The organism is Rahnella bruchi, from assembly GCF_003614975.1.
Lineage (GTDB): Bacteria > Pseudomonadota > Gammaproteobacteria > Enterobacterales > Enterobacteriaceae > Rahnella > Rahnella bruchi.
Map to the genome: position 1 here is coordinate 263,020 of NZ_QZWI01000002.1, position 14,682 is coordinate 277,701.

Consider the following 14,682-nt stretch of genomic DNA (forward strand, 5'->3'; position numbering starts at 1 on the left):
TTTATTTTTCCTCGCCGGCATGGGACAGCAGCCAGCAGTTATGAATCTGACGATTACGGGCGAAATCCTGTGACAGGGTTTGGCTGGTGATTTCTTTCGCGCTCAGTCCCAGCTTACTCAATCCTTCGAGATCCATCTGGAAACCGCGCTTGTTATTGGAAAACATAATGGTGCCGTTACGACGTAAAATGCGTTTCAGATCTTTCATCAAAGCCAGATGATCACGCTGTACGTCAAAACTTTCGGCCATACGTTTTGAGTTGGAGAACGTCGGCGGATCGATAAAGATCACATCGAACTGTTCGTCGCACATCCCCAGATACGACAGGCAATCCGCCTGGATCAGGCGATGCTGGCGGCCGGTCAGACCGTTAGCACGCAGGTTCTTTTCTGCCCATTCCAGATATGTACGGGACATATCTACTGTAGTGGTGCTGCGCGCGCCGCCCAGACCTGCATGAACACTGGCGGTGCCGGTGTATGCAAACAGGTTGAGGAAGTCTTTACCCTTGCTCATTTCACCGAGCATTTTGCGGGCGATACGGTGGTCAAGGAACAAACCGGTATCAAGATAATCCGTCAGGTTAACCCACAGTTTAGCGTTGAATTCCTCAACCAGCAGGAACTCACCTTTCTGAGCCAGTTTCTCATACTGACTGGTGCCCTTCTGGCGCTCACGGGTTTTCAGGATCAGCTGGCTGGATGAAATATCCAGCACAGACATGGTGGCGTTTATCACGTCAAACAAGCGCTGACGGGCTTTTTGTGCATCGACGGTTTTTGGCGGCGCATATTCCTGCACCACTACTTTGCTGCCGTAGCGATCAACCGCGACATTGTAATCGGGCAAATCGGCGTCATACAGGCGATAACATTCAATGCCCTGCTGTTTGGCCCATTTTTCCAGTTTTTTGACATTCTTACGCAGGCGGTTAGCGTAATCATCCGCCAGTTGCGCACCGGCAGCACCGGTCGGGTTTTCTGCCAGCTGATAGTTTTTCTGCACACATTCCAGCGGGCCGTTCTTGGCTTTGAACTGGCGCTCAGCGCGCAGTTGCAGACAGCTCAGCAATTCAGGTGATGCACTGAAAAGCGACAGCTGCCAGCCGCCAAATTTGGTCTTCATGATGCGGCCAAGCATATTGTGCAGCGCAATCAGAGCCGGTTCGCTTTCCAGACGTTCACCGTATGGCGGGTTGCTGATAACCGTACCCACCGGGCCTTCCGGCAGCGGATTCACCAGTTTACCGACTTCTGCGGCTTCGAAACTAATCAGCTCCGCCACACCGGCGCGACGGGCGTTTGCACGCGCCATCTCAATCACGCGACGATCGATATCAGAACCGAAGAAACGGGAAGTGGTTTCCTGCACCGCACGGCGGGTACGAACCTGTGCTTCTGCGGTCAGTTCGCGCCAGAGTTCAGCATCAAATTTGTTCCAGCCGGTAAAGCCCCAGTGCTGGCGATGTAATCCCGGTGCGCGATCGGCAGCGATCATTGCCGCTTCAATCAGCAAAGTACCGGAACCACACATCGGATCGACCATCGGCGTGCCTGCCTGCCAGCCGGAACGCATAACAATCGCCGCCGCCAGGTTTTCTTTCAGCGGCGCCTGACCGGTCAGATCACGATAGCCACGCTGATGCAGGCCTTCGCCGCTCAGATCCAGCGCGACGCTGGCGGTATCACGTTGCAGGAAGACGTTTACACGAATATCGGGCTGCTGTTTCGCCACATTCGGACGTTCATCCATTTTGCGGGTAAAGCTGTCGACGATGGCGTCTTTCACTTTCAGCGCGCCGTACTGGCTGTTACGGATTTCGTCATTCAGGCCGCTGAAATGCACGGCGAAGGTTTTTTCAACGCCAAATACGGATGGCCAGTCAATCGCCATCACGCCAAGATAAAGATCCAGATCGCTGTGAACTTTAAATTCGTTCAGCGGCAACAGGATGCGCGAAGCCAGGCGGCTCCACAATAAGCTACGGTACAGCAGGCGATCGTCACCTTCAAAATGCACCCCTCCCTGCACAACTTTGCAGGCTTGCGCGCCCAGCGTTTCCAGTTCGCTTTTTAACAGTTCTTCCAGTCCACGCGCCGTGCTGGCAAACAAAGAGTTCATATCGACATATCACCAAAAATAAAATTGTTGCGCATTATAGCTAATCCCCGCCGCTTGTCATAAAGTCTCTGGTTCTTCTTAAGACTTTATCCTCTGAGAGGCAGTGTTCAGTGCCCATTCTTTCACGTTTATTTGTTCATCCGGTTAAATCAATGCGTGGCCTGCAGGTTTCTCACTCGCTGGTCACACCTACAGGTCTGGCGTTCGATCGTCAGTTCATGATTACCGATCCGCAAGGCATGTTTATTACTGCCCGTCAGTATCCGAATCTGGTCCTGTTAACTCCGATTTTATTACCTGATGGCCTGATGATCTCAGCCCCGGAAGGCGAGAATATCAGCGTCAAATTCCGCGATTTCGCCAGTGATAACGCACCGACAGAAGTCTGGGGGAATCAGTTTACCTCACTCATCGCGCCGGAACCGGTAAATCGCTGGTTAAGTGTGTATTTAAAACGCGATGTGCAGCTGCGTTGGGTGGGTGAAGAGCCGACTCGCCGGGTGAAAAAATATCCGGAAGTGCCGTTGTCTTTCGCCGACGGGTTCCCGTATCTGTTGATCAACGAAGCGTCGATGCAGGATTTGCAACGCCGTTGTCCGGGCGGCGTCAGGGTTGAGCAGTTCCGGCCCAATATTGTGGTCAGCGGCGCGGACGCTTACGCAGAAGACAGCTGGCAGACCATCCGCATCGGGGAAGTCATTTTCGATCTGGTGAAACCCTGCAGTCGCTGCATTTTCACTACGGTCAGCATTGAAAAAGGCCGCAAGCATCCGGGTGGCGAACCACTGAAAACCTTGCAGAGTTATCGAACTGCCAGCGATGGCGACGTCGATTTCGGTCAGAATATGATTGCCCGCAACAGCGGCGTTATCCGCGCCGGCGACGGCGTTCAGGTGCTGGCGACCAAACCACCCCGCCCTTACAGCGCAGGTGAAGTGGTCGAAAATGTCGAAGCGCCAAAGAACACCGCTCAGGAAGTCCGCATTAATTATCAGGGCACGGAGTTTACCGGCAACAATCAGCAGATTTTGCTCGAACAACTGGAGTTGCAGGGATTACGTATCCCCTATTCCTGCCGTGCGGGAATTTGCGGTGCCTGTAAAATGACATTAAAAGAAGGGAACGTCGCGCCACTAAAAGAAAGCGCAGTGGGCAAAGACGGAACGATTTTGTCGTGCAGTTGTATTCCAGCAACGGATATCGTACTCGGTTAAAGAAAGCTTCCGACAGTTACCCAATAATTCAAGTGGCAGGATGGCGACAAGAGATGGGATCCCGATGAGCTTACACAGGTAAGTGATTCGGGGGACTAAGCGCAGCCAACGCAGGTGCAACGTGAAGTAAGAAGAGTAATTTACACAGCCTGATCGTACACATCACTATCAACGCGAAAGGCCGCAGGCATTAACCGGTCGTGCATCACTTTGATTGCATCGCCGAGTACCATGCCGCGTCCTGCTACCGTCAGTCGTTCCTGCGCCAGCAGGCACAGACTGGCGTTATCGCCCGATTCCACCACCAGCAATGTCGCCTGTTCGCCGCTGTCCATCACCTGAACCTGAGCAAGCTGGCCATTCTCTGGCTGGAAAGGACGCATCTGCTGACTGAAATGCCAGCTCTTAGGCATCAGAGGTTTTAAAAAGCGGAAAGCGACTAAGGCATTTAAAACTAATTCAGCGCGTTGTTCAGCAGCGAGACGAATATTTTTGCACTGTTCTTCATAATCAAAATACAAAGCAGCATCATCGACGCAAAATGACATATTTCCAAAAGCATCAGGAGTTAACATTTTAGCCGGGAAGCGGGAACGAAAAATCATGCCATTGGCGAGATCCAACATAAGCCGGTCATGCTCTGCATCAAAATACCAACGCCAATTATCATCTGGTTTGATTTTCATTTCGTCATCCTGTTTGCCCTCATGCCCCTTGCCTGAATGCATTATCCACTCAACTACCATAATAGAGTTTTCGATAATGAAACGATATCAGACAAATCCTGAGCCTGAATTATGGTCAGTGGACAAAATATAGACGAGCCGGGTTAATAAATAAACCCCTGACTCGCCTTAAGGATGAAAAATATTAGATGTGGGTAACAATATCTTTGATCAAACCCGGTCCTTTGAAGATAAAGCCGGAATAGATTTGAATTAAAGAGGCACCCGCCGCCATTTTTTCACGCGCTGCCGTTAATGAATCAATGCCACCGACGCCAATAATAGGCAGACGTCCCTGTAGTTCATTTGACAACATACGGATGATTTCTGTACTGCGCAGCTGCACCGGACGTCCGCTCAGACCACCGACCTGCTCACAATAATTCAGACCCTGAACCAGTTTACGATCGAGCGTGGTATTGGTGGCGATAACGCCGTCCATATTATGCCGAACCAGACTGTCGGCTATTTGGATCAATTCTTCCTCAGAAAGATCCGGCGCGATCTTCACAGCAACCGGCACATATTTCTGATGACGCTGCTGAAGTTCGAGCTGCTTATTCTTAATCGCCGCCAGTAAATCATCCAGCGCTTCACCGTATTGCAGTGAACGTAAACCGGGGGTATTAGGCGAAGAAATATTCACCGCGATATAACCTGCATACGGATATACCTTTTCCATACAGGTCAGATAATCGTCTGCGCCGTGCTCAACAGGCGTATCTTTATTCTTGCCAATATTAATCCCCAGAATGCCGCCAAAATGTGATTTTTTGACATTATTCACCAGATTATCCACGCCATGGTTATTAAAGCCCATGCGGTTAATCAGGCCTTCTGCTTCAACGATGCGGAATAAACGCGGCTTATCATTACCTGCCTGCGCACGCGGTGTGACTGTGCCGACTTCAATAAAACCAAAGCCCATTGCACCGAGTGCATCAATACATTCGCCGTTTTTATCCAGGCCTGCGGCCAGTCCCAAAGGGTTCTTAAAGGATAATCCCATGCAGTTTACCGGTTTAGTTGGCACTGACTGGCGGATCAAGAATTCAAAAGGGGTGCCGGAAATACGGCTCAACTGACGAAAGGTTAACTCGTGGGCGCGCTCTGGGTCGAGCTGAAACAGTGCTTTCCTGACAAGAGGATAATACATGGAGACTCCTGGATTCCCGGTGGCTAGACGGGGCGGTATTATCGACTAAGCGCCGCTTAATTGGAAATGATAACCGGCATATTGGTCGATTAATTGACTCTGAGCGCAAACGATTACCTTTTCGTTACTTTTAATTCACTTTTCCTTCTTAACCCGCCTGCGCCTCAACCCGCCGTAAAAAGTGCTTTATCTGATTTGAAACTTTCCATAGCCAAAATTGAGATTTCCGCTGTGCCGCCTCTGCCTGCTAGGTTTACTTCACTTCGTTAATAAAAATGATAGTTCTATAACAGATTGTTATAAGGAATAAGCAAATGCGTGTAGTCACCCTGGCAGGCAGCCCGCGACAACCTTCCCGCTCCTCTTCCCTGCTGGCGCTCAGCCATCAATGGCTGGCGAGCCGCGGTGTTGAAGTCTTTACCTACAATATTCAGGATTTCTCAGCAGACGATCTGTTGTTCGCTAATTTCGGCAGCCCGCAATTAAAGCAACTCAATGCCGAACTGGCGAGTGCGGATGGTCTGATTGTCGCCACGCCGGTGTACAAAGCTTCTTTCTCCGGCGCGCTGAAGACCTTGCTGGATTTGCTGCCTGAGCGCGCGCTCGACCATAAAGTCGTGTTACCACTGGCAACGGCCGGGTCGATCGGGCACATGCTGGCCGTCGATTATGCGCTGAAACCGGTTCTGGCCTCGCTGAAAGCGCAGGAAGTTTTACAGGGCGTTTTCGCCGATGACAGCCTGATCTCTGATTATCAAACGTTCCCGGCAAAACTTGATCCGGCACTGGAAGAACGCCTGACTGAATCACTGGAGAACTTTTATCTGGCGCTGAGCCGCCGCCGTCCGCAAATTCCGTCTGTCGCTTCCCTTTCCGCGCAAGCTTTGCGCGTCTGAAATTAAAAGGAATTAATCATGCCTGCGTCTTTGTCTTTATTACGCCAGCTACCCGTAATTGCCGGGCTGGTTACCAGCCTGATATTCAGTGCCACAGCCTCTGCGCAGGAAAAAGATCCTGCGCAATTACGTATCGCTTATCAGAAAGGCTCCGTCGGTCTGGTGCTGGCGAAATCACATCAGCTGCTGGAAAAGCGGTTCCCGGACACCAAAATCAGCTGGGTGGAATTCCCCGCAGGTCCGCAAATCCTTGAAGCGCTGAACGTCGGCAGCATTGATTTGGGTGGCACAGGCGATTTGCCACCCCTGTTTGCACAAGCGGCCGGGGCGGATCTTCTTTATATAGGTTCAGAACCGCCGAAACCGAAAGCGGAAGTCATTCTGGTCGACAGCAACAGTCCCATCAAGACAGTGGCAGACCTTAAAGGTCACAAAGTTGCTTTCCAAAAGGGTTCGAGCTCGCACAATTTATTGCTCCGTGCGCTGCAACAGGCAGGCCTTAAATTCAGTGATATCCAGCCGGTTTATCTGACGCCTGCCGATGCGCGCGCCGCGTTTCAACAACATGATGTCGACGCCTGGGCTATCTGGGATCCGTACTACTCCGCCGCAGAAGTTCAGGGGGATGTCCGCGTGCTGACTGACGGCTCGACGTTGCATCAGACGGGTTCCTTCTATCTGGCTCCGAAAAAATATACCGAGGCTAATCCTCAGTTCATCAGTCAGGTTCTGGATGTGTTAACGCAGGCGAATGCGCTGACCAAAACTGACCGCGAACAGAGCATCAAACTGCTTTCCCAGTCGATGGGATTACCGGAAAAAGTGGTCGCCTCGTATCTGGATCATTTGCCGGATATGCCTATCACCCCGGTCAATGCCGAAACAGAAAAGCGCCAGCAGCAAACCGCCGACCTGTTCTATCAGAATCATATTTTACCCAAGCCGGTCGAAATCAAAGACCGCATCTGGAAACCGGCTGTACAAGCCAACTGAACCCTAATTTAGCCGCCGCTGAGCGGTAACGAATCGCAAACTTTGAGAGGAACAATACTATGAGTCTGAACGTATTCTGGTTTTTACCCACCCATGGCGATGGCCGTTATTTAGGAACTGAAGAAGGTGCCCGTGTGGTTGACCACGGTTATCTCCAGCAGATTGCTCAGGCCGCAGATCGCTTAGGTTTCGGTGGCGTATTGCTGCCGACCGGCCGTTCATGCGAAGACTCATGGCTGGTGGCGGCTTCCCTGATTTCTGTGACGCAACGCCTGAAATTCCTGGTGGCGCTGCGTCCGGGAATTATCTCCCCGACACTGGCCGCCCGTCAGGCGGCGACACTCGACCGGCTTTCCGGTGGTCGTGCCTTGTTTAATCTGGTCACCGGTGGCGACCCGTCTGAACTGGCGGCGGAAGGGTTACATCTCAACCATAAAGAACGTTATGAAGCCTCGGCTGAATTTACCCGCATCTGGCGCCGCGTGCTGGAAGGCGAAACGGTAGATTACGAAGGTAAACATATTCAGGTAAAAGGCGCGAGCCTGATGCATCCGCCGGTTCAGTACCCTCGCCCGCCACTGTATTTCGGCGGCTCTTCCGACGAAGCGCAGGATCTGGCCGCCGAGCAGGTTGAACTGTATCTGACCTGGGGCGAGCCGCCAGCGTTAGTGAAAGAGAAAATTGAACAGGTGCGTGCCAAAGCGGCTGCGAAAGGACGTACCGTGCGTTTCGGTATCCGTCTGCACGTGATTGTGCGTGAAACCAACGAAGAAGCGTGGCGTGCTGCCGACAAACTGATTGCCCACGTGGATGACGAAACTATCCAGCGCGCGCAGGCCGCTTTCGCCAAAACGGATTCCGTGGGCCAGCACCGCATGGCGGCATTGCATGGCGGCGACCGTAACAAGCTGGAAATCTATCCGAATCTCTGGGCCGGTATCGGTCTGGTGCGCACCGGGGCCGGAACCGCACTGGTTGGCGACGGGCCGACCGTTGCTGCACGCATGCAGGAATATGCCGATCTGGGCATCGACACTTTTATCTTCTCCGGCTATCCGCATCTCGAAGAAGCGTACCGCGTCAGTGAGTTGTTGTTCCCGCATCTGGATCTGGCCAAACCTGAAGATGACAACATTGTGAAGAAAGCCATTTTGCCACGTGGCGAGCTGGTCGCTCATGACTTTGTGAACAAACGCACCGCCAGCCAGCATTAAGGAGAAGACAGATGACAACGACACAACGCTGGCTGAACCGCATTGCCCCATGGGTTGTGCCGGTGGTACTCATCGGCGGCTGGCAGCTGGCGGTCGAAGCCGGCTGGTTATCCAACCGGATTCTGCCAGCACCGAGCGCCGTGGTAGAAGCCTTCTGGACACTGGCAAAAAGCGGCGACCTCTGGCAAAACCTGAAAATCAGTACTTTCCGCGCACTGATTGGTTTTGCCATCGGCGGCAGTCTCGGGTTACTGCTTGGCTTTATCACCGGGCTTTCCCGCTGGGGCGAGCGCCTGCTGGACAGTTCGCTGCAAATGCTACGTAACATTCCGCACCTGGCGCTGATCCCGCTGGTAATTCTGTGGTTCGGCATTGATGAATCCGCCAAGATTTTCCTGGTGGCGCTGGGAACGCTGTTCCCGATTTATCTCAATACTTATCACGGCATTCGTAACATTGACCGCGGCCTGCTGGAGATGTCGCGCAGCTACGGACTTTCCGGTTTCCCGCTGTTTATTCAGGTGGTGTTACCGGGCGCGTTGCCGTCGATTATGGTCGGCGTGCGATTTGCGCTGGGATTCATGTGGCTGACGCTGATTGTGGCAGAAACCATTTCCGCCAACTCAGGTATTGGTTATCTGGCGATGAATGCCCGTGAATTTTTGCAAACTGATGTCGTGGTCGTTGCCATCGTGCTTTACGCCATTCTTGGCAAACTGGCCGATGTTCTCGCCCGCCTGCTGGAAAGTGTCTGGCTGCGCTGGCACCCTGCTTATCAGAAAAAACAAGGAGATGCCGCATGAGCGCACCCGCACGTATCCCGCAAGGCACGCCGGTGACACTCTCCGGCATCACTAAAAAGTACGGCAACCGCGCCGTGCTGAACGATATCAATCTGCGCATTCCGCCCGGCCAGTTTGTGGCCGTGGTCGGCCGCAGCGGTTGTGGTAAAAGTACCCTGCTGCGTTTGCTCGCCGGACTGGAAAAAACCACGCAGGGCGAACTGCTCAGCGCCAGCGCGCCGCTGAGTCAGGTGCGAGATGATACACGCCTGATGTTTCAGGATGACCGCCTTCTGCCATGGAAAAAAGTCATTGATAATGTCGGGCTGGGCCTGAAAGGCAAATGGCGTGAAGCTGCGCTGGCCGCGCTGGAAGAAGTCGGACTGGCCGACCGCGCCGACGACTGGCCATCCGCATTATCCGGCGGACAAAAACAACGCGTGGCGCTGGCACGCGCATTGATCCATCGTCCCCGTCTGCTATTGCTCGATGAACCGCTGGGTGCGCTGGATGCCCTGACGCGTATTGAGATGCAAAGCCTGATCGAGCGCTTATGGCAGCAGCATGATTTCACCGTCCTGCTGGTGACACATGATGTCAGCGAAGCGGTGACCGTGGCTGACCGGGTGATCCTTATTGATCAGGGGCAGATTGGTATGGATTTGACGGTAGATTTGCCGCGTCCGCGCCGTAAAGGTTCAGCGAGACTGGCGGAACTGGAAGCTGAAGTGCTGGAACGTGTGCTGACGCCGCAGCCATTGCAAAATATCGCGCAGGAAGCGAAACGCGCGCAAAACTGATTGCCGCATTCTGTGTATTCAAAACCTAAAAAGGGCGATGTTTCCATCGCCCTTTTGCTTTGCTGCTATTTACTCGCAGAGGCGATTACGCATCTAACGCTTTAGTAATTTTCTCGAACAAATCACCGGACAGATTTTCCAGCCCTTTCAGCTGTTCAAGGGCCTGACGCATCAGCGCCTGACGATTCTGGTCGTAGCGTTTCAGGCGGATCAGCGGCTCAATCATACGCGCTGCAACCTGCGGGTTACGGGTGTTAAGATCGGTAAGCATTTCCGTCAGGAACTGATAACCGCTGCCGTCTGCGGCGTGGAATGCCGAAGGATTAGCAGAGGCGAAGGCACCGACTAATGAACGAACACGGTTCGGGTTGCCCATGCTGAATGAACGGTGGTTCAGCAGTGAACGGACTTTCTGCAACACATCGGCTGCCGGGCTGGTCGCCTGCTGGATAAACCATTTATCCATGACCAGACCGTCGTGATGCCAGCGCTCATCGTAAGCCGCCATCAGTGATTCACGGCAAGGCAGCTGTGCGGAAACAGCTGCAGACATCGCCGCCAGAGAATCTGTCATGTTATCAGCCTGTTCAAACTGCGCTTTCACCAGCTGGTCAGCCAGAGTCACATCGGCAAAGGCCAGATAATGCAGGCAGGTGTTACGCAGTGAACGTTTACCAATGTCTTCATGCACTACACGATAAGCTGGCAGACGGTTAGCGTTGTAAACCGCCAGGAATTCATCGGCCATTTCTATCGCCAGACAGCGGGTAATTGCATCGTGAACGGCGCTGATCGCTTCAGGATCGATGATTTCAAACAGTTCAGCAATTTCGTTTTCAGACGGCAGGGCCAGGATCTGCGCCGCCAGTGCCGGATCAATACTTTCATCCAGCAATACAGCACGGAACGCATCCGCCACATGCAGCGGCAGAGACAGAGGCTGTTTCTGCTGATGACGTGCCACGTTCAGTTTGATGTAAATCGCCAGCAGGCTTTGCGCCGCATCCCAGCGGGCGAAATCGTTGCGCGCGTATTTCATCAGGAAAGTCAGCTGATGATCGCCCCACTTGTAATCGAGTTTCACCGGCGCAGAGAATTCACGTAATAGAGAAGGCACCGGCTGATATTCCACGTCGTCGAAGACAAACGTCTGCTCGGCTTCGGTCACATTCAACACGTTGCTGACTGTCTGACCGTTTTGTTTCAGTGCAATCACGTTGCCCTGCGGATCATACAGTTCGATATCCAGCGGAATATGCAGTGGCAGCTTTTCAGTTTGATCAGGCGTCGCCGGCGTTTTCTGGCTGACGGTCAGAGTGTATTGCTGTTTTTCCACGTCATAGTCGTCGCGCACAGTCAGTACCGGCGTACCGGACTGGCTATACCAGCGGCGGAACAATGACAGGTCAACGTTTGACGCATCTTCCATCGCCTGCACAAAATCGTCACAGGTAGCTGCGCTGCCGTCATGACGCTCAAAGTACAGCTGCATCCCGGTCTGGAATTTCTCTTCGCCGAGCAAAGTGTGCAGCATACGGATGACTTCTGAACCTTTCTCATACACCGTCAGGGTGTAGAAGTTGTTCATTTCGATGACTTTTTCCGGACGGATCGGGTGCGCCATCGGGCTGGCATCTTCAGAGAACTGCGCGCCACGCATCACGCGGACATTGTCGATACGGTTGACTGAACGCGAACCCAGATCAGAACTGAATTCCTGATCACGGAATACGGTCAGGCCCTCTTTCAGACTCAGCTGGAACCAGTCGCGACAGGTCACGCGGTTACCGGTCCAGTTATGGAAATATTCATGGCCGATCACTGCTTCGATACCGAGGTAATCTTTGTCAGTCGCGGTTTCTGCTTTTGCCAGCACGTATTTGGAGTTAAAGACGTTCAGTCCTTTATTTTCCATCGCGCCCATGTTGAAGAAATCAACGGCGACAATCATAAAGATGTCGAGATCGTATTCCAGATTGAAACGGGTTTCGTCCCATTTCATGGATTGCTTCAGGGATTCCATCGCCCAGCCCGCGCGATCCAGATTTCCGCGATCGACAAACAGCTCCAGCGCCACATCGCGACCGGAACGGGTTTTGAAGGAATCGCGCAGAACGTCGAAATCGCCCGCGACCAGCGCAAACAGGTAGCAAGGTTTCGGGAACGGATCTTCCCATTTGATCCAATGTTTACCGCCTTCGAGCTCCCCTTGGTCGATACGGTTACCGTTGGAAAGCAAATAAGGATAACGCGCTTTGTCGGCCACGATGCGGGTCGTGAAACGCGCCAGGACGTCCGGGCGATCCAGATAATAGGTAATGTGGCGGAAACCTTCAGCTTCACACTGGGTACACAGCGCTTCACCAGAAAGATACAGCCCTTCCAGCGCAGTATTTTTCGCCGGGTGAATTTCGTTAACAATGGCCAGTTCAAACGCTTCCGGCAGGCCGGTAATTTCCAGCACACCTTCTTTTAACTGATATTTCGGCCAGTCCTGACCGTTAATTTTCAGGCTGATCAGGCTCAGATCTTCACCATTCAGCACCAGCGGCGCGCCTTCTGCGCCCTGTCGTTTAATCTGACTGACGGCAGTCACGATGGTTTTCTGTGCATCAAGCTCGAAATTAAGGTCAATATCCGTGATGGTATAGTCCGGCGCACGATAGTCATGGCGGAACTTGGCTTGTGGCAGTTGAGTCATAAAAAACCTTTTGGCGTTTTCATTGTTTATGGTGATGACGATTCATGGCATTTAAGCGGGCGCTTTTCATCAGCGATTCGCTGCGCAGAGCCCTGCCGGCCTTCATACTTTTCTCTCTAAACTCTAACACAGGCATCAGAAAATCCCAGATTGTTGCCAGTTTGTGAGTGCGTATGCGCACCTTTCAACCAAAACACAGAAATTTGTCTTAAAGGGCGTTTCCGGGGTGAAAAGTGGAAGTCAGATCCACGTCACATTCTGAACCGATAAAACTGTACTTTTCTCAATGCGTTTTTGCGCAGTTTTTTATGCTCTATTTTCTAATTCGTAACATAAATTCAATATTTAAATCCGATCGGGAGTCATTAGCATGATCATGAATACGATGAATCACTAAGGCTAATAATAAAATGAGTGACACCTGCGCCCCTGAAATGGGGAGAACTAACAAAAAAACATTAAATAACAAGACATTATCAGCCCGCATTGACGCGCTTCCAGCCTCCGCCGGACTCTGGCGCTTCATCATATTGTTGTCACTGGGTGGATTCTTCGAACTGTATGATCTTTTCGAAACCGGATACATTAGTTCAGGTTTACTGGCAGAGAACATATTTCATATCGGCTCTGCGGGTGTTTTTGGCATATCCGATCAGGCTGCCTTCGCTTCCTCCACATTTTTAGGTCTTTTTTTCGGCGCGAGCCTGCTGGCACCGAATGCAGACCGCTTTGGCCGCCGTATGACATTTATGTTTGCGTTGGCGTGGTACGGCTGTTTTTCTCTGCTCATGTCGTTCCAGAACAGCGCTGAAGGCGTCATTGCGTGCCGTTTTCTGGTCGGAATTGGTCTGGGCCTTGAGCTGGTGACTATCGATACCTATCTGACCGAATGGGTGCCGAGCCATATGCGCAGCCGTGCGTTCGCATTCGCGTTCTTTATCCAGTTTCTTTCCGTACCGGCTGTGGCGCTGATGTCCTGGTGGCTGGTGCCGCAAACCTTTTTCGGGCTGACAGGCTGGCGTTACGTGGTGATTGCAGGTGCTCTGTGTTCACTGGTGGTGTGGATTGTGCGTAAAAATCTGCCGGAATCCGCCCGCTGGCTGGCGCAGCAAGGGCGCCATGAGGATGCGCATAATGTGGTGAGTGCGATGGAAAAACGCTGCGGGGTCGCTAACAGCCCGGCGTATATCGCGCAAGAAAGCACAGCGGAATTACCGCGAAAAGGTACGTTCAGGGAAATCTGGTCACCGGAATACCGCAAACGTACGCTGATGCTGACTGTCATGAACTTTTTCCAGGCCATTGGTTTCTTCGGCTTTGGTAACTGGTTGCCTGCCCTGCTCTCCGGCAAAGGCACGACCGTCACTCACAGTTTGCTGTATGCCTTCTTTATTACGCTGGCCTACCCGCTGGGATCGCTGATTTGCAGCCGGTATGCCGATAAAATTGAAAACAAATGGCAGATCGTTCTCTCGTCATTAATGACGGTGGTATTCGGTACCTTATTCGCCCTGCAAACCAATCCGGTGATGCTGGTGGTTTGCGGATTCCTGATCACCTACTCCAACGCCTGGCTGACGTTCAGCTATCATGCCTACCAGACTGAAGTATTCCCGACGCATATCCGCGCCCGCGCCGTCGGCTTTTGCTATTCATTCAGCCGCCTGTCGACTGTCTTTAGCAGCATTTTGATCGGCCTGATCTTGCAATACGCCGGAACCCAAGGGGTAATTGCTTTCATTGTTGTCAGCATGATTATTGTGATGCTGGTCATCGGTATTTTCGGGCCAAAAACGCGGGGCATTAATCTGGAAAACATCTGATCGTTTACTATCGTGAACAAACGAAGCGGAATGAACATACAAAAATCGGGGTAAAATAGCCCCGATTTTTCTTTTCTGATTGTCAGGTTGATTAAATTTATGTAATCAATTTGTGCTTTTTTTAAGCCGGAAAATCGCCTGTTTGCCCATATTCCCTATGTTTAAGCACAATTAAGCCTCGACCATTCGCAGACAATTATGATGTGATGTGGGTTCTTTGACAGGATAATACGGTATACTTCACAGACTTTGCTGT

The 14,682-nt window shown here is 52.2% G+C and carries 11 protein-coding genes; 7 read left to right on the forward strand and 4 right to left on the reverse strand.

The features are described from left to right. Position 1 precedes the first annotated feature (1 nt). Positions 2-2,122, reverse strand: a complete 2,121-nt coding sequence (rlmKL, locus tag D5398_RS06680) for a bifunctional 23S rRNA (guanine(2069)-N(7))-methyltransferase RlmK/23S rRNA (guanine(2445)-N(2))-methyltransferase RlmL (protein WP_120506903.1) — start codon at positions 2,120-2,122, stop codon at positions 2-4. Positions 2,123-2,232: 110 nt separating this feature from the next. On the opposite strand from rlmKL, the gene D5398_RS06685 reads away from it, so the two are divergent. Then, entirely contained in the window at positions 2,233-3,336 is a 1,104-nt protein-coding gene (locus D5398_RS06685; RefSeq protein WP_120506904.1) for a YcbX family protein, read from the forward strand. Positions 3,337-3,476: 140 nt separating this feature from the next. Here D5398_RS06685 and D5398_RS06690 read toward each other — a convergent pair whose 3' ends face one another. Beyond that, positions 3,477-4,022 (reverse strand): cell division protein ZapC, encoded by a 546-nt coding sequence (locus tag D5398_RS06690; RefSeq protein WP_120130833.1) that lies wholly within the window; start codon positions 4,020-4,022, stop codon positions 3,477-3,479. Between the two features lie 184 nt (positions 4,023-4,206). Then, the gene (pyrD, locus tag D5398_RS06695; protein ID WP_120130832.1) at positions 4,207-5,217 is read right to left on the reverse strand and encodes a quinone-dependent dihydroorotate dehydrogenase; all 1,011 of its coding nucleotides are present in this window, start codon (positions 5,215-5,217) and stop codon (positions 4,207-4,209) included. 314 nt (positions 5,218-5,531) lie between these two features. Between pyrD and ssuE the strand changes: the two genes are divergently transcribed. From ssuE to ssuB, 5 genes are read left to right on the forward strand one after another with little or no spacing between them, the layout of a single operon-like run. Continuing rightward, positions 5,532-6,113, forward strand: a complete 582-nt coding sequence (gene ssuE, locus D5398_RS06700) for an NADPH-dependent FMN reductase (protein ID WP_120506905.1) — start codon at positions 5,532-5,534, stop codon at positions 6,111-6,113. Between the two features lie 18 nt (positions 6,114-6,131). Continuing rightward, the gene (locus tag D5398_RS06705; protein WP_120506906.1) at positions 6,132-7,106 is read left to right on the forward strand and encodes a sulfonate ABC transporter substrate-binding protein; all 975 of its coding nucleotides are present in this window, start codon (positions 6,132-6,134) and stop codon (positions 7,104-7,106) included. A 59-nt stretch (positions 7,107-7,165) separates the two neighbouring features. Beyond that, the gene (gene ssuD / locus D5398_RS06710) at positions 7,166-8,320 is read left to right on the forward strand and encodes an FMNH2-dependent alkanesulfonate monooxygenase (protein WP_120506907.1); all 1,155 of its coding nucleotides are present in this window, start codon (positions 7,166-7,168) and stop codon (positions 8,318-8,320) included. A gap of 11 nt (positions 8,321-8,331) precedes the next feature. Beyond that, positions 8,332-9,123 carry an aliphatic sulfonate ABC transporter permease SsuC gene (gene ssuC, locus D5398_RS06715; protein ID WP_120506908.1) on the forward strand — a complete coding sequence of 264 codons (792 nt, stop codon included), beginning with the start codon at positions 8,332-8,334 and terminating at the stop codon, positions 9,121-9,123. Next, complete coding sequence (gene ssuB, locus D5398_RS06720) at positions 9,120-9,902, forward strand: aliphatic sulfonates ABC transporter ATP-binding protein (RefSeq protein ID WP_120506909.1); 783 nt, start codon at positions 9,120-9,122, stop codon at positions 9,900-9,902. The genes ssuC and ssuB overlap by 4 nt, the downstream gene beginning before the upstream one ends. A gap of 85 nt (positions 9,903-9,987) precedes the next feature. Here the strand turns inward: ssuB and pepN are convergent, their stop codons facing one another. After that, complete coding sequence (pepN, locus tag D5398_RS06725; RefSeq protein WP_120506910.1) at positions 9,988-12,603, reverse strand: aminopeptidase N; 2,616 nt, start codon at positions 12,601-12,603, stop codon at positions 9,988-9,990. Positions 12,604-13,037: 434 nt separating this feature from the next. On the opposite strand from pepN, the gene D5398_RS06730 reads away from it, so the two are divergent. Then, on the forward strand, positions 13,038-14,426 hold the full coding sequence (locus D5398_RS06730; RefSeq protein WP_120507007.1) for an MFS transporter: 1,389 nt from the start codon (positions 13,038-13,040) through the stop codon (positions 14,424-14,426). Positions 14,427-14,682 lie beyond the last annotated feature (256 nt).